Source organism: Streptomyces adustus (assembly GCF_009377175.1).
GTDB classification, from domain to species: domain Bacteria; phylum Actinomycetota; class Actinomycetes; order Streptomycetales; family Streptomycetaceae; genus Streptomyces; species Streptomyces adustus.
The window spans coordinates 17,902-40,262 of sequence record NZ_VJZD01000032.1 but is presented as its reverse complement, the minus strand read 5'-3'; the positions used below and the strand labels follow the sequence as shown (position 1 = coordinate 40,262).

The following is a 22,361-nucleotide window of genomic DNA, read 5'->3' as shown; positions in this document are numbered from 1 at the left end:
GGTCACACCCGCGCGTGGTGGGCCAGTGCCAGATGGGGGTCGGCCTGGCCCGCGACCGGCGCCGGATCGGCGTGCACCAGGGCCGCGGTGAGCCGGGGAACGGCGTGCAGCAGGGCGTGCTCGGCGTCCACGGCGATCGCGTGCGCCTGCCGTACGGTCGCCTCGCCGTCCACCACCACGGCCACCTCGGCGCGCAGCCGGTGCCCGATCCAGCGCAGCCGCAGCTCGCCGACCCCGTGCACCCCCTCGACCGCCGACAGCGCCCGCTCGGCCCGGTCCACCAGCGCCGGGTCCACGGCGTCCATGACCCGCCGCAGCACCTCGCGCGCCGCGTCCCGCAGCATCAGCGCGATCGCGGCCGTGATCGCCAGGCCGACCACCGGGTCGGCCGCCTGCCAGCCGAGCGCCGAGCCGCCGGCGCCGGCCAGTACCGCCAGCGAGGTGAACCCGTCGGTCCGGGCGTGCAGTCCGTCGGCGACCAGCGCGGCCGAACCGATCGAGCGGCCGACCCGGATCCGGTACCGGGCCACCCACTCGTTGCCCGCGAAACCGACCAGGGCGGCCACGGCGACCGCCGGGACGTGCTCGACGGGCCGCGGGGACAGCAGCCGCTCGAACGCCGTCCACCCCGCGAACGCCGCCGACGCGCCGATCGTCAGCACGATCGCCAGACCCGCCAGGTCCTCCGCGCGGCCGTAGCCGTAGGTGAAGCGGCGATTCGCCGCCCGCCGGCCCAGCAGGAAGGCGATGCCGAGCGGTACGGCGGTCAGCGCGTCCGCGGTGTTGTGCACCGTGTCGCCGAGCAGCGCCACCGACCCGGACAGGACCACGACGACCGCCTGCACCGCCGCCGTCGCCCCGAGCACGGCCAGCGACACCCACAGCGCGCGCAGCCCCCGGGCCGAGGCCTCCAGGGCGGGATCGAGCCGGTCGGCGCTCTCGTGGGAGTGCGGGGTGAGGAGATGGGCGAGGCGGTGCCGCAGCCGGCCTGCGGCGCGGGCCCCCTCGTGGCTGGGGGAGTGTGCTCGGTGGTGGGAGTGCCCGTGTTCATGACGGGCCGCCCCCTGGTCCTGACGCCGGGCAGGGCCGGGCCCGTGCCCGTCGTCATGCACATGACCACGACCGTGGCCGTGCGCGTGGTCCTGCTCGTGTCCCTTGTCGTGCCGGTCGCTCACGGCGATCCCCTTCCGGTGCGCCGGGCGCAGGTGCGCGGGAGTGGACGCGACTCGCCCTCGACGCCATTATGTGCGCATGAGCGCACACATGCACCTGTCGCCTGCGCATCAGCATCACGGGCATCCGCGTACCCCCGGCGAGGAGCATTTCGCCCTCGCCGCCGAGATCCTCGCCCTGCTCGGCGACCGCACCCGCCTCACCCTGCTGCACGCCCTGGCGGCGGGCGAGGCGGACGTCACCACGCTCACGGAGACGTGCGGCGCGGCGCGGCCCGCCGTCAGCCAGCATCTGGCGCGGCTGCGCCTCGCCGGACTGGTGAGCACCCGCAAGGAGGGCCGCCGGGTCGTCTACGCGCTCCGCGACGGCCATCTGCGCCGACTGCTGGACGAGGCGCTCGACGTGGCCGACCACCGGCTCCGCGACCAGCCCGTGCACGACTGACCCGCGGCCGACGCCTCGGTCGTACCGGAGGGAGCGGCGCTCAGCCCAGCCTCGGGATCTCGATCGCCGGGCAGCGGTCCATCACCATCTCCAGGCCCGCGGCCCGGGTACGGTCGTACGCCTCCTCGTCCACGACGCCGAGCTGGAACCAGACCGCCCGCGCCCCCTTGGCGACCGCCTCGTCGGCGACCGCCCCGGCGAGGTGGCCGTTGACGAACACGTCGACCACGTCCACGTCGAAGGGGATGTCCGCGAGGGACGCGTAGCCGCGCTCGCCGTGCACGGTCTCCGCCTTGGGGTGCACGGGGACGACACGCTTGCCGAAGCGCTGGAGCACCTCGGCGACGCCGTACGCGGCGCGGTCGCGGTTGGACGACAGGCCCACCACGGCCCAGGTGTCACCGAGCCCGGTGAGTATCTTGCGGATCGTTGCCTCGTCGCCGTACACCGGCGGCCTCCTCGACACAGACGGGAAAAGAGCTCTCCCGGGGACAACAGCACGGTACGCGGTGGGATTCCGGCGGTCCCGACCCGCCCGCCGTACCGGTTCGATGTCCTGATTCCGCGCAGCCTGTCTGCGCGACGGCCTCCACCCGCCTACGCTCACCTCGTGCTCCGCATCATCGACGCCCGTATTGGCGAACTCGTCGACGCCGCCCCGGTCCGCCGGGGCCTGACCCGGGTCGAGGCGCATGTGCCCGGGTTCGACATCACCGCCCTGCGCCTGCTGCTCGTCACCGACCTTCTCGTGCGCGCCCTCGAACTCGGCGGCACGCCGGTGTGGGCGCTGCTGACCGCACCGCGGGAGGCGGCCGAGCTGCGCGCGGGCGCCGCGGCTCTCGGGATCCGGCCCTTCGAGGACGCGCGGGAGATCGGGACCGGACTGGGCGAGGCCCAGGTCCTGCACGTGGTGGGCACGGGCGGCACCGTCCCCGACGGCGTCCGGGTCGAGGTCGCGCCCGTCCTCCCCGATGGGGCGGGTGTCCCGCAGGGCACCGACCCGACCGTGTTGCGGCTGGCGCTCCTCGGCCACCCGCGCGGCGCGCCCCTCCACCTCGAACCGACTGTCCTGACGGACGCCGAGCACACCCTCGGGCGCTGGCGCCGCGCGGTCGCCGGCTGGGCGACCCGCCCCTCCCGGCCGGTCCCCGACGAGGTGCGGGTACGGCTGCGCACCGCCTGGGAGGACGACCTGGACGTGCCCGAGGTGCTGAATGTGCTGCGCTGGGTGGAGGAGGCCGGGCCGGACCTGCCGGAGGGCGCCCGCTTCGAGACGTACGCCTACGCCGACCGGCTGCTGGGCCTGGAGCTCACCCGCGACCTGGGAACCCTGGTATGACCGCGCGCGCCGGAGCGGGACCGCTGCGCCGTCTGGTCGTGCTGCGGCACGCCAAGTCCGCCTGGCCGGAGGGCGTGCCCGACCACCGGCGGCCGCTCGCGCCGCGCGGCCGCCGGGACGCCCCGGCCGCGGGCCGGGCCCTCGCCGAGACCGACTTCCTGCCCGACCTCGCCCTGTGCTCCACCGCCCTGCGGGCCCGGCAGACCTGGGACCTGGCCGCCGCCGAATGGGGCACCCCGCCGCCGGTGCGCTACGACCCGCGGCTGTACGGGGCCGGTGCGCCGGAACTGCTGGACGTGGTGCGCGAGACACCGCCCGAGATCGAGACGCTGCTGCTGGTCGGCCACAATCCCGGCCTGGAGGAACTCGTCCTCGCCCTGGCCGACGACGGCCTCGACGGAGCGCTGGAGGAGGTCCGGGCGAAGTTCCCGACCTCCGCGATCGCGGTCCTCGCCTGGTACGGGAGCACCTGGCGGGCGCTCGCCCCGGGCTCGGCCCTGCTGACGTCGATGACGGTGCCGAGGGGCCGGCGGCTGAGCTAGGGCTTCTCCGGCGAACCGGCCTCAGCCCACATGGACGTACGGTCTGCGCGGCGGGGACTGTTCCGCGCGGCGCAGCACCTCCCGGGTGACCGGCGCGACCTCGCCGTCGCCGAAGACCAGGAACCGGATCAGATGGCTGACCGGGTTGCCCTCCGTCCAGCTGAAGTAGGCGTGCGGCACCTCGCCGGTGCGGTCGCGCAGGGCCAGCAGCACCGCGGCGATGGTGTTGGGCACCGTCGGGCCCTGCGCCCGCAGCCGCCGTACGCCGTGCAGCTCGTCGCCGCGCACGGTGACGTCGGCGCTGAAGTCCGAGGAGTCCCGCACGAACACCTCCAGGAACAGCACAGGACCGCCCTTCGGGATGGGGGTGTGCCCGCGTTGCTCGTGCTCCCTGGCCCGGTACTCCCGCCGGGTGTGCTCCACCGGTTCGTTCGCGATCAGCCGCAGCGGGCCCGCCCGGGCCGCCCCGTCGACGATCCGCCGCGCGCGCTCGTCGAGGACGACCTCGGCGACGCGCAGTTCGAAGGCACGGTGCACCCGCGAGACGAACGAGGTCACCAGGATGGCCACGATGAAGATCGCCGCGATCTTGATGCCGTCCGGTCGTTCGATGACGTTCGCCACCAGCGTGTACGCGAACACGGAGGTGATCGCGCCGAACCCGAGCGCGGCACGGCGCCGGCCACGCCGGTGCACGGCGACCGTGGAGGCGAACGACGCCGACAGCATCAGCACCAGCACACCGGTCGCGTACGCGCCGCTCTGCCGGTCCACGCTCGCGTCGAACCACAGGGTGATGAGCACCGCCGCCGTCATGAAGACGAGCACCAGCGGACGCACCGCCCGCGTCCACTCGGGTGCCATGCCGTAGCGGGGCAGATAGCGCGGTACGAGGTTCAGCAGCCCGGCCAGCGCGGAGGCGCCCGCGAACCACAGGATCGTGATCGTGGAGATGTCGTACACCGTGCCGAACACCTGGCCGAGATGCTGGTGGGCGAGATAGGCCAGCGCGCGGCCGTTGGCCTCGCCGCCGCTCCTGAACTCCGACTGCGGGATGAGGATCGTCGTGGCGAGGCTGGACAGCAGCAGGAAGCAGCTCATGACGAGCGCGGCCGTGGTGAGCAGCCTGCGGGTGCCGTGGATACGGCCCGCCGGGTTCTCGTAGGTGTCCGTCGGAGCGCCCCTGACCTGTGGCATCACGGCCACGCCGGTCTCGAAGCCGGACATGCCGAGCGCCAGCTTCGGGAAGACCAGCAGCGCCACGCCGATCATCATCAGGGGCGAGGAGTGCTGCGCGCTCAGTGCGTCGATCCAGTCGTCGACGCGCACCGGGCCGGTGAACACCGCCCACGCGGCGGCGGCGAGCACCACCAGATTCAGGGTCAGATACGTCGCCACCAGTGTCACCGCGATGCCGATCGCCTCCCTGAAGCCCTTCAGGAAGACCCCGCCCAGCAGACCCACAAGGACGAGGGTGATCCACAGGTTCTCGCCCCGCAGCCACGGCGGCGCGAACGGGTTCTCCACCACGTGCGCGGCGGCGTCCGCCGCCGACAGGGTGATCGTGATGATGAAGTCGGTCGCCGCGAAGCCCAGCAGCACCAGCACGAAGATCTTCCCCGACCACCACGACAGCAGCCGCTCCAGCATGGCGATCGACCCCTCGCCGTGCGGGCTCTCGCGCGCCACCCGGCGGTAGACCGGCAGCGCGCCGAACAGGGTCAGCGCGATCAGCACCATGGTCGCGAGCGGGGACAGCAGCCCGGCGGCGAGCGCCGCGATGCCCGGCTGGTAGCCGAGCGTGGAGAAGTAGTCGACACCGGTCAGGCACATCACCCGCCACCACCGGTGGCCCTCCTGCCCGGCCCGCGCCTTCGCGTGCGGGCCGGGGTGCCGCGCGGTCTGCTCGCTCAGGCCCTCCAGCAGCCAGGCCCGCCAGCGGGAGGTGCGCGCGGGGCGGCCCGACGGGGTGGCGCCCGACGGGGCGGCCCCGGCGCTGCCGGTGCTCCCCACGTGCGTGCCGGTCATGCCGGTGTCTCCCGTCTTGCGGACCTCCCCACATCGTCGCCCGCACCCGCGACGCGGGCGACCGCACGGGCGGCCGCACGAGCAGCCGTGCGGGCGGCCTCCCGGGCTCCGTCTAGGCTGGCCGGATGCAGGACCAGTACCGCACCGTCGCCCACCCGGGTGTGCACGAGACCGAGGTCAACCGTTCCCGCTTCCTGTGCGCGCTCGCCCCGGCGGCCACCGAGCAGGAGGCGCAGGACTTCGTCGCCGCCGTCCGCAAGGAGCACGCCGACGCCACGCACAACTGCTGGGCCTACGTCATCGGAGCCGACGCGTCCGTCCAGAAGGCCAGCGACGACGGCGAGCCGGGCGGCACGGCCGGGGTCCCCATGCTCCAGATGCTGCTGCGCCGCGACATGCGGTACGTCGTCGCCGTCGTCACCCGCTACTACGGCGGCGTCAAGCTCGGCGCGGGCGGACTGATCCGGGCGTACGGCGGCGCCGTCGGCGAGGCCCTGGACACCCTCGGCACCCTGACCCGGCGGCGCTTCCGGGTGGCCACGGTGACCGTCGACCACCAGCGCGCGGGCAAGGTCCAGAACGACCTGCGCTCGACCGGGCGGGAGGTGCGGGACGTGCGGTACGGGGAGGCGGTCACCATCGAGATCGGGCTGCCGGACGCGGACGTGCCGGCCTTCCGGGGATGGCTCGCGGACGTGACGGCCGGCACCGCGGGGTTCGAACTGGGCGGCGAGGCGTACGGGGACGCCTGACGCTCCGACTGGTGCAGGACGTATCTCGTTGCTCACCTCGGCGGCGGCCATCCGTCACGCCAATGTGGATATATCGGACAATTGACTGTTGTGCGGGTGTGACGGGCCGGGATCCGTGGGGGATCGGTTGCCGAAAGGCGTTAGCGTGGTGGACGCCGTCCGGCGGGTCCATGCCGGCTCGGCCCGAGTGCGCGCCGGTGCCTTCCGCCGCGCGCCCGCGAGTACCGGTCCGGAAGGCGCAGGTGGGGGAGACGTGCGGGGCGGAGCGGTTTCTTGAGGTTGCTGCACACGTCCGACTGGCATCTGGGCCGGTCGTTCCACCGGGTCGGCATGCTCGACGCCCAGGCCGACTTCATCGGTCACCTCGTCACGACCGTGCGTGAGCACGCCGTGGACGCCGTGGTCGTGTCGGGAGACGTCTACGACCGGGCGGTGCCACCGCTCGGCGCGGTCGAGCTGTTCGACGACGCCCTGCACCGGCTCGCCGAACTCGGCGTGCCGACCGTGATGATCTCCGGCAACCACGACTCCGCCCGCCGGCTGGGGGTCGGCGCCGGGCTGATCGACCGCGCCGGCATCCATCTGCGCACCGAGCCCGCGGCCTGCGGCACACCGGTGGTGCTGGCCGACGCGCACGGCGACGTCGCCTTCTACGGCCTGCCGTATCTCGAACCCGCCCTGGTCAAGGACGAGTTCGCGGTGCCGAAGCCGGGGCACGAGGCCGTGCTCGCCGCCGCCATGGAGCGGGTCCGCGCCGACCTCGCCGGCCGGGCGGGCGGCACCCGTTCCGTCGTCCTGGCCCACGCCTTCGTCACCGGGGGAGAGGCCAGCGACAGCGAGCGGGACATCACCGTCGGCGGAGTGGCCGCCGTACCCGCCGGAGTCTTCGACGGCGTGGACTACGTGGCCCTGGGGCATCTGCACGGCTGCCAGACGATCACCGAGCGCGTGCGCTACTCCGGCTCCCCGCTCGCGTACTCCTTCTCCGAGGCGGAGCACCGCAAGAGCATGTGGCTCGTCGACCTGGACGCCGACGGCACGGTCACCGCCGAACGCGTCGACTGCCCGGTCCCCCGCGCGCTGGCCCGCGTCCGCGGCCCGCTGGAGCGGCTCCTCGCCGACCCCGCGCTCGCCCGGCACGAGGAGGCGTGGGTCGAGGCGACGCTCACCGACCCGGTCCGCCCGGCCGACCCCATGGCCCGGCTCACCGAGCGCTTCCCGCACACCCTCAGCCTCGTGTTCGACCCCGAGCGAGCCCCGGACGACCCCGGCCTGTCGTACGCCGCACGGCTCGCCGACCGCAGCGACCAGCAGATCGCGGAGGACTTCGTGGCGCATGTGCGCGGCGCAGGGCCCGACGAACGGGAACGGGACGTCCTGCGGGACGCGTTCGACGCGGTGCGCGCCGACGACGCCGTTCGGGAGGTGGCCCGGTGAGGCTCCACCGCCTGGACGTCACCGCCTTCGGGCCGTTCGGCGCGGCGCAGACGGTCGACTTCGACGCGCTGTCCGCCGCAGGACTCTTCCTGCTGCACGGCCCGACCGGCGCGGGCAAGACCTCCGTCCTCGACGCGGTCTGCTACGCCCTCTACGGCGCCGTCCCCGGCGCCCGCCAGGGCGCCCAGGGACTGACGCTGCGCAGCGACCACGCCGCGGCGGCCGTCCGTACCGAGGTGCGCCTGGAACTGACCGTGGCCGGACGCCGGTTGGAGATCACCCGGCAGCCGCCCTGGGAGCGGCCCAAGCTGCGCGGCTCGGGCACCACGGTCGACAAGGCGCAGACCTGGCTGCGCGAGTACGACGCCGCCGCCGGCGCCTGGAAGGACCGCAGCCGCTCGCACCAGGAGATCGGCGAGGAGATCACCCAGCTGCTCGGCATGAGCCGCGAGCAGTTCTGCCAGGTCGTCCTGCTGCCGCAGGGCGACTTCGCGCGGTTCCTGCGCGCCGACGCCGAGGCCCGCGGCAAGCTGCTCGGCCGCCTCTTCGACACGCGCCGCTTCGCCGAGGTCGAGAAGCGGCTGGCCGACCGCAGGAAGGCCACCGAGGCCCAGGTGCGCGAGGGCGACGCCGCGTTGCTCGCGGACGCCCACCGGATGCAGCAGGAGGCGGCCGGCGCCCTGGAGCTGCCCGAACTGGCCCCCGGACAGCCGGGGTTGGCCGACGCCGTGCTGAGCGCCGCCGCCGTCGCCCGCAGCACCGCCCGCGAGGAACTGACCGTCGCCCACTGCCGCCTCACCGCCGCCGAGACCGCGCAGCGCGCCGCCGAGCGCGCCCTGTCCGACGTACGCGAAGTGGCCCGGTTGCAGCAGCGGTTCGCCCAGGCGCGGCAGCGGGCCGCGCTCCTGGCGGAGCGGGCCGACACGCACCGGGCGGAGCAGACCCGCATGGAGCGCGGCCGCAAGGCCGAGGCGGTCGCACCGGCGCTGGAGCTGCGGGAGGCCGTCGACACCGAGCACAGCCGGGCGACGGCCGCCGAGACGCGTGCGCGCGCCCAGCTGCCCGACACCTTCGCGGACGCGGGCGCGGCCGGACTCGCGGCCGCCGCACGCCGGGCCGCCGAGGAGCTCGGCCGACTGGAGTCGGCCCGCCGCGCGGAGCACCGCCTGGGCGAACTCGCCGCCGAGCGCACCGGCCTGGACCGCCAGGAACGCGCCGACGACGACGTCCTCGCCGAGGCCGAGAGCTGGCTGGGCGTCTGGGAGACGGCCCGGACCGGCCTCCAGGCCCGGATCGCCGCGGCCCAGGCGGCCGCCGGCCTCGCCGAGCAGCTCGCCGTGCGACGCGAGCCCGCGCAGGCACGCCTGGCGGCCGCCCGGACCCGCGACCGGCTCACCGTGGAGGTCGAAGCGGCGCGCCTACGGGCCTTCGACGCGGACAAGGACGCGACGCGGGCCCGTGCCGACTGGCTGGACCTCAAGGAACAGCGGCTCAACGGCATCGCCGCCGAACTGGCCGCGGGCCTGCGGGACGGCGAGCCCTGCGCCGTCTGCGGCGCCACCGCGCACCCCGCGCCCGCCCGCAAGGTCGCCGGACACGTCGGACGCGAGGCGGAGGAACGCGCCCTCGCCGCCTACCGTGGCGCACAGGAACGCCACGCGGAGGAGGAACGGCGGCTGGCCGCCGTACGCGAGGCGCGGGCCGCCGCCACCGCCGAGGCCGGCGACACCCCGACCGAGGAACTGGTCGAGCAAGCCGACGAGTTGGAGCGGCAGTACGTCGAGGCCCGCCGCGACGCCTCCGGACTGCACCCCGCGAACGAGGAGTTGAGGCAGGCCGAGCAGGAACGCGAACGGCGCAGCGCGCTGCGCCAGGACGCGGCCGTCCGGGCCGCCGCCCGGGTCGGCCACCGCGACCGGCTGGAGCGCGAAAAGTCCACGCTGGAAGCGGAGTTGGCGCAGGCCAGCGGCGAGGCGGGCAGCGTCGCCGCGCGCAGCGCCCAGCTGGAGCGGCAGGTCGGCCTGCTCACCGACGCGGCCGACGCCGTCCGCACCGCCGAGGACACCGCGCGCCGACTCAAGGACGCCGACGCGCGCCTGGCCGACGCCGCCTTCCGCGCCGGGTTCGACACCCCGCAGGCCGCGGCCGCCGCCCTGCTCGACGACACCGCCCACCGCGAGCTGCAACGGCGCCTGGACGCCTGGCAGTCGGAGGAGTCCGCGGTACGCTCCGTGCTCGCCGAGGCCGACACCGCGGCCGCCGCCCAGCAGCCGCCCGCCGACGGCGACGCCGCCGAACGGGCCGCCGCTCTGGCCGGCCGCCGACTGCGGGAGGCCGCCTCCGCACGCGACGCGGCCGCCCGGCGCTGCGCCGAACTAGACCGGCTCTCCACCCGGGCGGCCACCGGGGTACGGCGCCTGGCCCCGCTGCGCGAGGAGTACGACCGGGTCGCCCGCCTGGCCGGCCTCGCCGCGGGCACCTCGGCCGACAACGAGCGCCGGATGCGCCTGGAGTCGTATGTGCTGGCGGCCCGCCTGGAACAGGTCGCCGCCGCGGCGAGCGCCCGGCTGGAGCGCATGTCGTCCGGCCGCTACACCCTCGTCCACTCCGACGACCGGGCCGGCCGCGGCCGCAGCGGGCTCGGGCTGCACGTCGTCGACGCCTGGACCGGGCGGGAGCGGGACACGGCGACCCTGTCGGGCGGCGAGACGTTCTTCGCCTCGCTCTCCCTGGCGCTCGGCCTCGCCGACGTCGTCACCGACGAGGCCGGCGGGGTCCGCCTGGACACCCTCTTCATCGACGAGGGCTTCGGCAGCCTCGACGACCAGACCCTCGACGAGGTCCTCGACGTCCTCGACTCACTGCGGGAGCGGGACCGCAGTGTCGGCATCGTCAGCCATGTCGGCGATCTGCGGCGGCGCGTCCACGCGCAACTGGAGGTCGTCAAGGGCCGCTCGGGCTCGACGGTGCGGCAGCGGGACGCGGGGGGCGCCGGCTGACCCCGGGGTCCCGGGACCCGGCCGGGTCACCGGCCGAGCGGGCGCCGGGGCAGGGGCGAGGAGTAGACGACGCTGGTGGTGACCGAACCGAGCGTGCCGATCTTGCCCGACACCTCCTCCAGGTGACGCATCGAGCGGGCCGCGACCTTGATGACGAAGCAGTCGTCGCCCGTCACATGGTGCGCCTCCAGGATCTCCGGCGTCACGGCGACGAGGTCGTGGAAGGGCTTGTAGTGGCCGTTCGGGTAGCGCAGGCGGACGAACGCGAGGATCGGCAGGCCGAGCCGCTCGGGATCGACGACCGCCGCGTACCCCTGGATGACCCCCGCCTCCTCCAGGCGGCGCACCCGTTCGGTGACGGCGCTCGCGGACATCGAGACGGCACGGGCGAGTTCGGCGAAGCTGGCGCGGCCCTCGCGCTGGAGGGCGTCGAGGATCCGCCAGTCGGTGGCGTCCGGGGAATACGCGGTCATGACCGAGAAATAGCAGGGGAATCCCCGGCCGATCAAGTGGACGGCCGGGGATCGCCGCTTCAGCTCGGCGATCATCGCCCGTAGATTTCTGGGCATGGAGATCCGCCGCACCGCCGACGCGGCGGCCCGAGGGAAGGCCGCACCATGACCGCCACCGCCGCTACCGCCACCAACCCCGTCCTGCGTGTCGCCCCGGCGGCCCCGGCCGAGGCCGCCGCCTACTTCCGCGCGAGCCTCGTCTTCCACGCCGACGTCTCCGATGTCGCCGCCGCGCTGGCGGCCGAGGGCGACCCCGGCTTCGTCGTCCTGGACTCCCGCTCCACCGAGTCCTGGGACCAGGGCCACATCCCCGGCGCGGTCCACCTGCCGACCGCCCTCATCGCCGAGCAGGCCGCACGGCTCCTCGACAGGTCGGTTCCGGTCGTGACGTACTGCTGGGGCCCCGGCTGCAACGGTGCCACCCGGGCCGCCCTCGCCCTCGCCGAACTCGGCTACCAGGTCAAGGAGATGCTGGGCGGCTTCGAGTACTGGGTGCGGGAGGGCTTCGCCTACGAGACCTGGGAGGGCCCCGCGCGCCGCGACGCGGACGCGCTGACGGCACCGGTGGACGCGCAGGACTGCGGCTGCTGACGTGGTAGCCGCGTGACCGGCGGCTGTGTGGGCCGGCGACTGCGTGGACCTGCGTCCGCGTGACCCGGCGTCCGCGTGACCCGGCGTCCGCGTGACCCGGCGTTCACGTGACGTGGCGTTCACGTGACGTGGCGTCCGCGTGACCCGACGGGACGACGTTTTCCGGTGGGCCGACGGCCGCGGGGAGGTGCGATATTCGTGTGCGCCGCTCCCGCGGGGCCACCATCATGGTCGTCCGTGACCCGAACCCCGCACCCCGCGCCCGAGGACCTGCGTCGTGACCCGCTGCCCCTGCGCGGCCGCACCGCCCTGGTCACCGGGGCCAGCCGCCTGGCCGGCATCGGGCACGCGGTGGCCCGGCGGCTCGCCGCGTACGGGGCGAGCGTCTACCTGCACCACCACGTCCCGCACGACGCCGCCATGCCCTGGGGCGCCGACCGGCCCGATGAGGTGACCGCCTCCGTACGCGCCGCACTCGGCGACCCGCGGGCCCGGGTCGTCGCGGGGCCGGGCGATCTGGCCGACCCGGCCGCGCCCGCCGCGCTGGTCGCAACCGCCGCCGAGGCGCTCGGCGGACGGCTCGACATCCTCGTGGCCAACCACGCCCTCAGCGGATCCGACGGCACCCTCGACACGGTCGACGCGGCGATGCTCGACGCCCACTGGGCGGTCGACGCCCGCTCCGTGCTGCTCCTCGTCCAGGCGTACGCCCGGCTGCGCGCCGCCCTGCCGCCGCGCGCCGCGGGCGGACGCGTGGTGATGATGACGTCCGGCCAGGACCACGCGGGCGGGATGCCCGACGAGATCGCGTACGCCCTCCAGAAGGGCGCGCTGGCCTCCGTCACCCGCTCCCTGTCGACCACGCTCGCCGAGCACGGCGTCACCGTCAACACCGTCAACCCGGGCCCCGTGGACACCGGTTACGCGAGCGGCGACGACCATGCGGCCGTCGCCGCCCGCTTCCCGGCCGGCCGGTGGGGGCTGCCCGACGACCCGGCCCGCCTCATCGCGTGGCTGGCCACGGACGAGGCGGAGTGGGTCACCGGTCAGGTCATCGATTCGGAGGGCGGATTCCGCAGGTGAACCCCGCGGATCAGAGCCGTGACAGCTCGTCCACCAGGTCGTCGAGGCCCAGCGAGCCCTGCGACAGCGCGGCCATGTGCCAGGCCTTGAGGTCGAAGGCGTCGCCGTGCCGCTCGCGCGCCTTCTCCCGGCCCAGCAGCCAGGCCCGCTCGCCGAGCTTGTAGCCGATCGCCTGGCCGGGGATCGTCAGATAGCGGGTCAGCTCGCTCTCCACGAAGTCCGCAGGCCGGCTGCTGTGCGCGCCGAAGAACTCCTCGGCCAGCTCCGGGGTCCAGCGCTCGCCCGGGTGGAACGGGGAGTCCGCCGGGATCTCCAGCTCCAGGTGCATGCCGATGTCGACGATGACGCGCACGGCCCGCATCATCTGCGCGTCGAGATAGCCGAGCCGCTGTTCGGCGTCGGTGAGGAAGCCCAGCTCGTCCATCAGGCGTTCCGCGTACAGCGCCCAGCCCTCGGCGTTGGCGCTCACCCCGCCGAGCGTCGCCTGGTAGCGGGAGAGGTCCGCCGCGACGTGCGCCCACTGCGCGAGCTGGAGGTGGTGGCCGGGGACGCCCTCGTGGTACCAGGTGGAGACGAGGTCGTAGACCGGGAAACGGGTCTGGCCCATCGTCGGCAGCCAGGTACGGCCCGGACGTGAGAAATCCTCCGTCGGCGCGGTGTAGTACGGAGCCGCCGCCCCGCCCGGAGGCGCGATGCAGGACTCCACCTTCCGCACCCGTTCTGCGAGTTCGAAGTGCGTGCCGTCCAGGGCGTCGATCGCCTGGTCCATCAGGCCCTGGAGCCAGTCGCGGACCTCGTCCACACCCTCGATGTGCTTGCCGTGCTCGTCGAGGTGGGCGAGCGCCACCCACGGCGTCGCGGCACCCGGCAGGATCCGCTCGGCCTCCTGCTGCATCTCGCCGCGCAGCCGGTGGTACTCGGCCCAGCCGTACGCGTACGCCTCGTCCAGATCCAGGTCCGTGCCGTTGAAGTAGCGCGACCAGCGGGCGTAGCGCTCGCGGCCCACCGTGTTCGGCGCGCCCTCGATCGTGGGCGCGTACACATCACGCATCCAGTCCCGCAGCTCCACGACGGCCGCCGTCGCCCCGCGCGCCGCCTCGTCCAGCTCCGCACGCAGCGCCTGCGGGCCGTCCGCCGCGAACTCCTCGAACCAGCCGCGGCCGCTGCCGTCCGGGTCCGACCACTCGGTGAGCTGGCCGATGAACGTGGCCGTCGGTCGCGGCGCCGCGTACAGCTTGCGCTCCAGGCCCACCGCGAGGGACTCGCGGTATCCGCTCAGCGCGGTCGGCACCGCGCGCAGCCGTTCGGCGATCGCCGCCCAGTCCGCCTCGGTCTGGGCCGGCATGATGGTGAAGACCTCGCGCACCGAATGCGGCGCGGTGTGCAGGTTGCCGACCGCGCGCAGATGCTCGTCGGCCTCGTGCACGGCGAGCTCCGCGGTCAGCCGCTCGCGCAGCAGTCGTCCGCAGCGGCGCTCGATGTCACGGTCGGCGCCAGGTTGCCGCTCGGCCTCGTCGAGCCGGGCGAGCGTCGTGCGGGCCAGCGCGGCGAGCGCGTCCTGTCCCGCGGGCGAGGTGTCGGGCAGGCGGCTCGAACTCTCCTGAACGCCGAGATAGGTGCCTGTGATCGGGTCGAGGGCGATCAGGTCGTCGACATAGGCGTCGGCGACCTGGCGGGGCAGCGGGCTCTTCGTCTCTGACATGCGGACATCCTCGTACGGATACCGGTGCCGCGTCAGCCCGGTTTACCGGGCAAGGTACGGCGCGGGCCGGGTTCGGCCGAACCCGGTCGGTCCCAGGACGAGCACGGACTAGGGCGAGCCCGGTCGGGCGGGCGGCAGCAGGGGGCCGCACTCCCACTGCTGGAAGATCAACCGGGTCTCGACCCTGGCCACCTCGCGCTGCGAGGTGAACTCGTCCAGCACCAGGCGCTGGAGGTCGGCCATGTCCGCGACCGCGACATGGACGAGATAGTCGTCGGGACCGGTGAGATGGAAGACCGTGCGTGCCTCCGGCAGCGCGCGTATCCGCTCCACGAACGGTCCCACCAGCTCCCGCCGGTGCGGCCTGACCTGCACCGACAGCAGTGCCTCAAGCCCGCGCCCCAGCTTCGCCGGGTCGACCCGCAGCTGATGGCCGAGGATCACCCCCGAGCGGCGCAGCCGCGTCACGCGGTCCAGACACGTCGACGGTGCGACCCCGACCTGCGCGGCGAGATCACGGAACGTGGTCCGGGCGTCGTTCTGCAACAGCCGCAGCAGATGAAGGTCCACCGGATCCAGTACGACAGATTCGGCCATGACCCGAACGTAGCACGGTGTTCGAATCGATTGACCCGGCCGGTGTTCACCCTTCCGTCCATGGACTCAGCGAGCACGTTCGCGCCGTACGACGACGTACGCATTCCTTCGAGAGCACTGGCCACCGAGGCCGTGCACGCGGGCCGGGACGACCTCGCCCGCCAGGGACTCCACGCCCCGCCCATCGACCTGTCCACCACCTACCCCTCCTACGACAGCAGGGGTGAGGCCGCCCGCATCGACGCGTTCGCGCAGACCGGCGCCGAGCCGGACGGTCCGCCGGTCTACGCCCGCCTCGGCAATCCCACGGTCGCCCGTTTCGAGACGGCCCTGGCGCGGCTGGAGGGCACCGAGAGCGCGGTCGCGTTCGCCAGCGGCATGGCCGCGCTCAGCGCCGTGCTACTGGTCCGCGGCTCGATGGGCCTGCGGCACGTGGTGGCCGTGCGTCCGCTGTACGGGTGCAGCGATCATCTGCTGACCGCCGGACTGCTCGGCTCGGAGGTGACCTGGACCGACCCGGCCGGCATCGCCGACGCCCTGCGCCCCGACACGGGCCTGGTCATGGTCGAGACCCCGGCGAACCCGACCCTCGCCGAGGTGGACCTGCGGGCCGTCGCCCACTCCTGCGGCTCGGTGCCGCTGCTCGCCGACAACACCTTCGCCACCCCCGTCCTGCAACGCCCGGCCGAGCAGGGTGCGCGGCTGGTGCTGCACAGCGCCACCAAGTACCTCGGCGGCCACGGGGACGTGATGGCCGGCGTGGTGGCCTGCGACGAGGAGTTCGCCGGGCGGCTGCGCCAGGTGCGGTTCGCCACCGGCGGGGTGCTGCACCCGCTGGCCGGCTATCTGCTGCTGCGCGGCCTGTCGACGCTGCCGGTGCGGGTACGGGCCGCGTCCGAGAACGCGGCCGAACTCGCCCGCCGTCTCACCGCCGACCCGCGCGTCGCCCGCGTCCACTACCCGCGGATCGGTGGCGCGATGATCGCCTTCGAGGTCCACGGCGACCCGCACGAGGTCATCGCCGGCGTCCGGCTGATCACTCCCGCCGTGAGCCTCGGCAGTGTCGACACGCTGATCCAGCACCCCGCCTCCATCAGCCACCGGATCGTGGACGCGGCGGACCGGCAGGGGGCCGGCGTGGGCGACCGGCTGCTGCGGCTCTCGGTGGGCCTGGAGGACGTCGAGGACCTGTGGGCCGACCTGGACGGGGCACTGGGCGGGACGGCCACGGCCGACCGGACCGAGGCGGCGGACCGGCGGCCGTCGGCCGTCTGAACCGCGCGGTCCGGTTCGGGCGGCTCGAACCGGGCGGCTCGAACCGCGTCGCCCGAACCGGACCGCCGAACGCGGCGAGCCGGCCCGGCGGAGGAGCACTCCGCCGGGCCGGCTCTGCGGCGTCTGGGCCGCCCGGACGCGCGGGGATCGAGCTCAGTCGCGGACGATCCGCTCGCCGCGCCACTCCTGGTGCTGCTCGTAGGGGCGCCGTGCCGCGGCCGTCGCGGTGTCCAGCCGGGCCGTGATCACCAGCGTGCCCTCCTCGATCTGGTAGTCGAGGGGCAGTCCCAGGCCGCGCATCGCGGCGACCATGCCGGTGTTGGAGGCCTGGGTCACGGCGTACACGCTCTCGCAGTGCGCCTCCGCGGCCATCGCGACCAGACGGCCGAGGAGTTCGGCCCCGATACCGCGCCGCTGCCACTCGTCCTCGACGAGCAGCGCGACCTCCGTCTCGTCCCCGTCCCACAGCAGGTGGCCGAGGCCGACGATGCGCCCGGACGCCGTCTGCACCGCGAGGGTCCGTCCGAAGCGTGGGCTGAGCAGGTGGTTCAGATAGCGGTCCGCGTCCTTGACCGGCCCGTGGTAGCGCATCGAGAGGGTGCGCGGCGAGCACCGCTCGTGCATCTCCCTCGCGGCCTTCAGGTCTCCGGTGTCGGCCCGGCGCACGGTGATGTCGTTGCCCTCGGGCAGCGTCAGTACGTCCTGGCCGATCGGCACGCGCGGGCCCAGCCGGGCGTCCAGTTCCACCAGGGCCCGCGCCCGCGCGAACTCGGTCGGCGTGAACGGCAGATACGGCCGCTCCACGGTGATCACCCCGCCTTCCGGTGCCCGCAGCCGCATCACGGTGTCCTCCAGCACTCCCTCGACGGGCACGATCTCCGACCCGCGCTCTTGGCCGAGCGGCCGGGCGGGCAGCGAGCGGATGGTGCACCGGCCCAGCAACTGGCGCAGCGCGAGGGGGAGTTCCGCCGCGTCCAGTGCGGTGCGGGTGGCCAGTCCGAGCACCCGGGTCGGGGCGTCCACCAGGTCGTGCGCGTCGGCCCGCTCGATCCAGGTGGCGGTGCCGCCCGCCTGCGCCACCGCGCGGGTGATCTCGGCCGCGGGCAGCTCGCCGGGGGCCCGGAGCAGGAACTCGTCGACCGTCCCCTCGCCCAGCGGATGCGTCTGGAGGCTCAGGATGTCCACCCGCAGTCCGGCCAGCGCGGTGCACAGCGCCGCGAGTGACCCCGGTGCGTCCTTGACCGTCGTCCGCATGCGCCACAGGGTGCTCGCCGCGCCCTGGGCCGGAACGGTCGCGTGGGACGGGTCGAACGGCCCGGCCTGCTCGGCGGAGCGCGGCCGGGTCCCGGTATCGGTCTCCGGGGGTGCGTGACCGTGGCGGCGTGCCCACCAGACGTGGAAGCCCGCCGTGGCGGCGAGCGCCGCCGCCGAGATCACCAGCAGGGCCGGGCCGTCCGGGCCGTGCCCGATCAGGTTCGCCACGGCGTCCGCCACCGCCACGGCCGTGAAGACGCCGGCGAGTTCCACCACATCCCTGCGCCAGTGGTGCACGGGGCGACCGTGCTTCGCTCGCGTCACATCAGACATGTCTCGATTCATGCAGCCACTGTGAAGGATGTGTGTTGCGTGATCACGAACGCTTTGTGACTGAGTGGTAAAGACAGAATCTGTACCTTTTACTGCTTTTTTGGTTACTGCCTTGCGCCACCAGACCGCCTGCCCATCGAACCAGTTCACCCCGTTCGGCGCCCGCCGGGCCCGACCCACCGACTACGTCAGGCGGCCACCCCCTCCGTCAACGCACTGCGCAGTCGCCGGGCCTGTGTCACCAGCCGGGAGGAGCCGCGCCGGGCCGCCGCCTGCGCCAGATGCGGCAGATCCCCGCGCGCACCGGACCGCTCGGCGCACTCCGAGGCCACCGTCAGCAGCTCCCCGAGCCCACGCCCTGCCGTCCCGGCGGTCGGCAGATCGGCGAGCAGGGGCGGCAGCGCCCGGCCGAGCAGGCCCCAGATGGTGGCGTTGGCCCCGGTGGCCGCCGCCGTCCGCAGCGAGTCGGCCAGCCGCTGCGGCTTTACGGCCGCACCGCGCACCAACTCCGCGAGGTCCGCGCCCAGCCTGGCCGCGTCCAGTTCGCCACGGGCCGCCAGCACCAGGAGCGCGTCCACGGCGGCGAGCCGGTCCTCCGCGTGGCGGGCGCCGAGCCCGTAGGCCAGGCACAGGTGCACCGCCTCGCCCGCCTCCCCGCCCGACTCCGCGAGCAGCGGCAGGAAGCCGACGCCGCGGGTGTCGTCCACCGAGACCCGGGACAGGTCCAGCAGCACCCGCACCGCCACCAGCTCGCGCCGCTCCGGGAGCAGCGCCAGCCAGTGCGGGCGCAGCTCGTCGCTCCAGTGCTGGCAGTACCGCCGTCCGTCGAAGACGCCCACCGGGCGGCCCAGCGGCGTGAACTCCGCCGGGAAGTCCTCCTGCAATTCGAGGAGTTCCGCGGACTCGATCAGGACCCGGGGGCCCGAGGTGCGTCTGCGCCGCGACGGCAGCGAGGGCGCCTCGGAGACGAGCCAGGCGGCGAGCCGTGTTCCCTCGGGAGTGCCGAGCGCCGCCGCCCGGGCGGCGGCCGCCGCGGCTGCCACCCGGTCGGCGCGACGCACCCGAAGCAGCGCCTGCGCGAAGTCGGCCGCTGCGGGCCTGGCCCCCAGCCGCTGGTAGGCGTCGAGGCGCTCCACCAGCTCGTCCGGCTCCAGCAGGCCGGTACTCCAGGTGGGCGTCGACAGCAGGAACGGCAGCGGGTCGGTCCGTATCCGGTACGCCACCTCCCACACCCGGGCCTCGAAGGCACGGGCGAGTGCGCTGTGCGGGCAGCTCCGCTCCCTCGCGCCCTGCACGACGGCCCGGTGCAGCCGGGCGGTCGTGCAGTGTCCCGCCAGCGTCGCCAGGACGAGGTCGAGGGCGTCCTCGGCGTCATGGAGCGAGTGGAAGGACGCCCCGTAGTAATGCTCGGCCGGCTGGTGGTACTCGTGATCGGGGTGGGCGTCGTTCCACCACCGGCGTGCCGTCACCGGGGCGAGCGCCTCCAGCAGGCCCTCGCGGTCGCTGTGCACATGCCGTACCAGGCCGTCGAGTGCCCGCTCGAACGCCGCGACGTCCCCGGACGACGCCAGCACGGCACCCAGTTCCTCCGCGAGTTCGACGGCCGAACCGGGAGCGGGAGCGAGCCGCAGCGGCACGGGCACCGGCGGCAGCACATCCGGGCTCGCCGCGGCATCCCCGGCCCCGGGCGCGGCGCCCAGCGACCCCACCGCCCGGGTGCGCAGGATCGGGATCAACGCCGCCGCCGCGTCGGCGACTTCGGCGCGCACCTCGGCCGAGGTGACCTTCCCCAGGTGCCGCTCCGCGAGCTTCAGCGCCCGCTCCTGCACATCCGGGTCGTCGTACCCGAAGGCCTGTGCCACCACGGGCAGCAGCTCACCGGCCGTCGACGCGTCCCGGGCGAGCACCTTCCCGAGCAGCACCAACTGCGCCCGTACGAGCTTCTTCTCGGTACGGAACAGCACGGCGGCCGACATCTCCGACAGCCGACGGGGGGACAGCTCGCCCTCGGCGGCCAGCGCGCCCAGCACCGACTGGGCGTGCGCGGCCACCACGGACACCGCGTCCGAGGCCAGCGCCAGCCAGTCGGCCGTCCGCTCCCGCTGCTCGTCGCCGGTGAGCGCCAGGGTCTTGAGCAACCGCAGGAACACCCGGTGGTCGGCGGCGGTACCGCCGCGCAGGAGCCGTGCCACGCACGCGTCGACGGTCGCCGTCCGGTCGAGGGCGCCCTCGACGGTCAGCCGGGCGATCGCGTCGGTCCAGCTGTTCGGCCCCTCCGCGGCCCCCCACTGCATACGACTGCCGATGTCGTCCGTCTCGAACAGCGCCGCCACCAGCCGCACCAGGTGCGGATCCCGGCGCAACTGCTCCAGCACCGTGTCCCCGCGGTAACAGGTGGAGCCGATGCGTTCCACCCAGCCCCGTACATAGGCGTCGGTGGTCGGGACCGGGTGACCCGAGAGCCGGACCAGTCCCGCCATCAGCTCGTGCGACACACGCGAGGCGGCCGGGCGCTCGGCCAGCCGGCGGGTCACCTCGGCGAGCCAGGCGGGGTCACGGTCGCCCAGGACGTGCAGCAGCAGGTCCGACCTGGACGACGACGACCACTGGAGGTCCGCGGCCGCGATCCAGCTCGCCACTCCCGCCGCCCCGGTCTGGCAGGCGGCGCCGGCCAGATGCAGGGCGGGGTAGGCGCGTACCGCGTCCGACTCCCAGCGGCGTGGCCGCAGCTCCTTGCGGAGCTGCTTCAACTCGGGGAAGGCCGCCCGCCGTTCGGCGTCCGTCATCCCGTCCAGCAGACGCACCACCTCGTCCGTCCGGCCCGTCCGCACCGCGTCCGTCAGCCCACTCATCGCGCACCCCCGTCGATTCCGGTCCCGATCAGCTCCGCGACGGTGCCCCGCCGCGCCATCCGCACCGCGAGCGCGTGCTTGCACGGCCCGCGCCCGCCCCGGTACTTGGCCCACCACAGACAGCTGCACGTCAGCACCCCGGCCTCGTCGCGCACCCGGTGTATGTGCCCGTCCTCGGCCGTCACCGTCCCGGTCGCGCCGTCCAGGGCGACCGCACCCGCCGCCACCAGGGCCCGGGCGGACCGCAGCCTCGGGTTGTGGCGCTCCACCCGCGACGCGTCGTAGGGCAGTTCACGGTGGAAGTAGGCCGCCTCCGCCGTGTCGTACCCGACACGGCCCGAGGTGCCCAGCCGGACCAGCGCCGCCCGGACCCGCTCCACCGTCAGACCCGAGGCGGCCGCGAGGTCGGCGACGTCGACACGGGGTTCCCAGGCCAGCAGCACCGACAGGAGTTCGGCGTCCGCCGCCGCCTCGTCCGTGGCCAGGGCCTCCAGGACCCCGCCCTCGCCGGAGAACCCGCGCGAGACGTCCGGCGACAGGGTCAAGGTCAGCCGCATGCCCGGCAGGACCACCTCCCAGGCACTCGCCATGGCGGCGACCGTGCCGCCCGCGGCGACCGCCGGACCGTACACCCGCAGGGCCGTCGCGTGCCGCAGCACCCGCTGGAGTGCGACCAGCCGATCCGGGCCGGGCAGACACACCGCGCCGGACACCGCCCGGGTCGTCGGCCGCAGCCCGCGGCCGGCGGGCACCACCCACAGCGGGCCGCCCGAGCCGCCGCGGCCCGAGCCCCGGGGCAGCGCGCGCAGGAACCGCACCGCCTCGGCGGCCGGCAGTTCGGCCCGCAGATCGAAACCGGCCGCCACCACCTGGGCCTCGGCGAAGCCGCGCAGCCAGCGGTCGGGCAGCGGCACCTTCTTCTCCACGACCGGGCCGTCCAGCGTGGTCACGGCGAGTTCCTCGGGGCCGACCCGCAGATGCAGCGGATCGTCCCCGCCGAGCCGCGACAGCGCGTCGCGCAGCGGGTTGTTGACGTCGACGTTCGTCGTGCCGTGTCCCACCGCACCGCCGTCCAGGCCGCCTTCGAGGACGTCCAGCCGCGCGTACACCCCGCCGCAACCGGAGAAGGATTCGAATCGCAGCCGGTCGCCGTTGCCCGTCACCACCGGGTCCAGCGACGCGGGCAGCTGCCGCTGGTAGTAGCGCGCGACCGCCACGTCCGCCACCGCCAGCAGCCCCGCAGCGGCGATCTGGGGAGCCGTCAGGAACCCGGCGAAGAACCGCGGATGGGCCTCCGCGCCCACGGGCGTCAGGCCTGCGGACGTCTCCAGCGCCAGGCGTCGGCCGCCCGCGGCGGATTCCAGCACGGAGGGTCGTCGATAGGCCACGGCCTGCAAAGATCGCGTCATGGGAAAACCGTAGAGCCGGCCACTGACAATCGGCCTGAC

Annotated in this window: 18 protein-coding genes; 9 read left to right on the top strand and 9 right to left on the bottom strand. The window is 74.4% G+C overall.

The annotated features are described in order from the left end of the window. Positions 1-2: 2 nt before the first annotated feature. The gene (locus FNH09_RS10975; protein ID WP_338017533.1) at positions 3-1,175 is read right to left on the bottom strand and encodes a cation diffusion facilitator family transporter; all 1,173 of its coding nucleotides are present in this window, start codon (positions 1,173-1,175) and stop codon (positions 3-5) included. A 76-nt stretch (positions 1,176-1,251) separates the two neighbouring features. Here FNH09_RS10975 and FNH09_RS10970 point away from each other — a divergent pair, with 76 nt between their 5' ends. Then, entirely contained in the window at positions 1,252-1,617 is a 366-nt protein-coding gene (locus tag FNH09_RS10970) for an ArsR/SmtB family transcription factor (protein ID WP_162468399.1), read from the top strand. Between the two features lie 40 nt (positions 1,618-1,657). Here FNH09_RS10970 and FNH09_RS10965 read toward each other — a convergent pair whose 3' ends face one another. After that, the gene (locus tag FNH09_RS10965) at positions 1,658-2,065 is read right to left on the bottom strand and encodes a CoA-binding protein (protein ID WP_162468398.1); all 408 of its coding nucleotides are present in this window, start codon (positions 2,063-2,065) and stop codon (positions 1,658-1,660) included. A 162-nt stretch (positions 2,066-2,227) separates the two neighbouring features. Between FNH09_RS10965 and FNH09_RS10960 the strand changes: the two genes are divergently transcribed. Both FNH09_RS10960 and FNH09_RS10955 read left to right on the top strand, forming a co-directional pair. Next, positions 2,228-2,956: a hypothetical protein gene (locus FNH09_RS10960; RefSeq protein ID WP_338017532.1), complete on the top strand. Its 729-nt coding sequence runs from the start codon at positions 2,228-2,230 to the stop codon at positions 2,954-2,956. Next, a complete protein-coding gene (locus tag FNH09_RS10955) occupies positions 2,953-3,498 on the top strand; it encodes a SixA phosphatase family protein (protein ID WP_152886587.1) in 546 nt (181 codons plus the stop codon). Before FNH09_RS10960 ends, FNH09_RS10955 begins: the two co-directional genes overlap by 4 nt. Positions 3,499-3,519: 21 nt before the next feature. Here the strand turns inward: FNH09_RS10955 and FNH09_RS10950 are convergent, their stop codons facing one another. Beyond that, a complete protein-coding gene (locus tag FNH09_RS10950; protein ID WP_202919643.1) occupies positions 3,520-5,526 on the bottom strand; it encodes an APC family permease in 2,007 nt (668 codons plus the stop codon). A 125-nt stretch (positions 5,527-5,651) separates the two neighbouring features. On the opposite strand from FNH09_RS10950, the gene FNH09_RS10945 reads away from it, so the two are divergent. The 3 genes from FNH09_RS10945 (at position 5,652) to FNH09_RS10935 (ending at position 10,714) form a co-directional block, all read left to right on the top strand. Continuing rightward, a complete protein-coding gene (locus FNH09_RS10945) occupies positions 5,652-6,278 on the top strand; it encodes a YigZ family protein (RefSeq protein WP_152886584.1) in 627 nt (208 codons plus the stop codon). Between the two features lie 273 nt (positions 6,279-6,551). Continuing rightward, the gene (locus FNH09_RS10940; protein WP_152886582.1) at positions 6,552-7,715 is read left to right on the top strand and encodes an exonuclease SbcCD subunit D; all 1,164 of its coding nucleotides are present in this window, start codon (positions 6,552-6,554) and stop codon (positions 7,713-7,715) included. Further along, positions 7,712-10,714, top strand: a complete 3,003-nt coding sequence (locus FNH09_RS10935; RefSeq protein WP_162468397.1) for an AAA family ATPase — start codon at positions 7,712-7,714, stop codon at positions 10,712-10,714. Before FNH09_RS10940 ends, FNH09_RS10935 begins: the two co-directional genes overlap by 4 nt. Before the next feature lie 26 nt (positions 10,715-10,740). Here the strand turns inward: FNH09_RS10935 and FNH09_RS10930 are convergent, their stop codons facing one another. Then, positions 10,741-11,187 (bottom strand): Lrp/AsnC family transcriptional regulator, encoded by a 447-nt coding sequence (locus FNH09_RS10930; protein ID WP_152886580.1) that lies wholly within the window; start codon positions 11,185-11,187, stop codon positions 10,741-10,743. A 144-nt stretch (positions 11,188-11,331) separates the two neighbouring features. On the opposite strand from FNH09_RS10930, the gene FNH09_RS10925 reads away from it, so the two are divergent. Both FNH09_RS10925 and FNH09_RS10920 read left to right on the top strand, forming a co-directional pair. Continuing rightward, positions 11,332-11,817 carry a rhodanese-like domain-containing protein gene (locus tag FNH09_RS10925; protein ID WP_152886578.1) on the top strand — a complete coding sequence of 162 codons (486 nt, stop codon included), beginning with the start codon at positions 11,332-11,334 and terminating at the stop codon, positions 11,815-11,817. Positions 11,818-12,054: 237 nt separating this feature from the next. Next, complete coding sequence (locus tag FNH09_RS10920; RefSeq protein WP_162468396.1) at positions 12,055-12,900, top strand: SDR family oxidoreductase; 846 nt, start codon at positions 12,055-12,057, stop codon at positions 12,898-12,900. A 10-nt stretch (positions 12,901-12,910) separates the two neighbouring features. On the opposite strand, the gene FNH09_RS10915 is transcribed toward FNH09_RS10920, so the two are convergent. Next, positions 12,911-14,602, bottom strand: a complete 1,692-nt coding sequence (locus FNH09_RS10915; RefSeq protein ID WP_152886576.1) for a DUF885 domain-containing protein — start codon at positions 14,600-14,602, stop codon at positions 12,911-12,913. Positions 14,603-14,710: 108 nt separating this feature from the next. Next, positions 14,711-15,199 (bottom strand): Lrp/AsnC family transcriptional regulator, encoded by a 489-nt coding sequence (locus FNH09_RS10910; RefSeq protein ID WP_152886574.1) that lies wholly within the window; start codon positions 15,197-15,199, stop codon positions 14,711-14,713. Between the two features lie 60 nt (positions 15,200-15,259). On the opposite strand from FNH09_RS10910, the gene FNH09_RS10905 reads away from it, so the two are divergent. Continuing rightward, a complete protein-coding gene (locus FNH09_RS10905; protein WP_152886572.1) occupies positions 15,260-16,474 on the top strand; it encodes a trans-sulfuration enzyme family protein in 1,215 nt (404 codons plus the stop codon). 153 nt (positions 16,475-16,627) lie between these two features. Here FNH09_RS10905 and FNH09_RS10900 read toward each other — a convergent pair whose 3' ends face one another. From FNH09_RS10900 to FNH09_RS10890, 3 genes are all read right to left on the bottom strand, one after another. Next, a complete protein-coding gene (locus FNH09_RS10900; protein WP_152886571.1) occupies positions 16,628-18,061 on the bottom strand; it encodes a GNAT family N-acetyltransferase in 1,434 nt (477 codons plus the stop codon). Positions 18,062-18,249: 188 nt separating this feature from the next. After that, positions 18,250-20,913, bottom strand: coding sequence for a DUF7824 domain-containing protein (locus tag FNH09_RS10895; protein WP_152886570.1), 2,664 nt, complete (start codon positions 20,911-20,913; stop codon positions 18,250-18,252). Continuing rightward, positions 20,910-22,322, bottom strand: coding sequence for an SWIM zinc finger family protein (locus FNH09_RS10890; protein ID WP_152886569.1), 1,413 nt, complete (start codon positions 22,320-22,322; stop codon positions 20,910-20,912). The genes FNH09_RS10895 and FNH09_RS10890 overlap by 4 nt, the downstream gene beginning before the upstream one ends. Between the last annotated feature and the right edge of the window lie 39 nt (positions 22,323-22,361).

Excerpts from the sequence above, each read along its gene's own strand:
- FNH09_RS10970 (WP_162468399.1), top strand. The coding sequence starts at position 1,252 with ATGAGCGCACACATGCACCTGTCGCCTGCGCATCAGCATCACGGGCAT.
- FNH09_RS10955 (WP_152886587.1), top strand. The coding sequence starts at position 2,953 with ATGACCGCGCGCGCCGGAGCGGGACCGCTGCGCCGTCTGGTCGTGCTG.
- FNH09_RS10950 (WP_202919643.1), bottom strand. The coding sequence starts at position 5,526 with ATGACCGGCACGCACGTGGGGAGCACCGGCAGCGCCGGGGCCGCCCCG.
- FNH09_RS10945 (WP_152886584.1), top strand. The coding sequence starts at position 5,652 with ATGCAGGACCAGTACCGCACCGTCGCCCACCCGGGTGTGCACGAGACC.
- FNH09_RS10930 (WP_152886580.1), bottom strand. The coding sequence starts at position 11,187 with ATGACCGCGTATTCCCCGGACGCCACCGACTGGCGGATCCTCGACGCC.
- FNH09_RS10925 (WP_152886578.1), top strand. The coding sequence starts at position 11,332 with ATGACCGCCACCGCCGCTACCGCCACCAACCCCGTCCTGCGTGTCGCC.
- FNH09_RS10915 (WP_152886576.1), bottom strand. The coding sequence starts at position 14,602 with ATGTCAGAGACGAAGAGCCCGCTGCCCCGCCAGGTCGCCGACGCCTAT.
- FNH09_RS10910 (WP_152886574.1), bottom strand. The coding sequence starts at position 15,199 with ATGGCCGAATCTGTCGTACTGGATCCGGTGGACCTTCATCTGCTGCGG.
- FNH09_RS10905 (WP_152886572.1), top strand. The coding sequence starts at position 15,260 with ATGGACTCAGCGAGCACGTTCGCGCCGTACGACGACGTACGCATTCCT.
- FNH09_RS10900 (WP_152886571.1), bottom strand. The coding sequence starts at position 18,061 with ATGTCTGATGTGACGCGAGCGAAGCACGGTCGCCCCGTGCACCACTGG.
- FNH09_RS10895 (WP_152886570.1), bottom strand. The coding sequence starts at position 20,913 with ATGAGTGGGCTGACGGACGCGGTGCGGACGGGCCGGACGGACGAGGTG.
- FNH09_RS10890 (WP_152886569.1), bottom strand. The coding sequence starts at position 22,322 with ATGACGCGATCTTTGCAGGCCGTGGCCTATCGACGACCCTCCGTGCTG.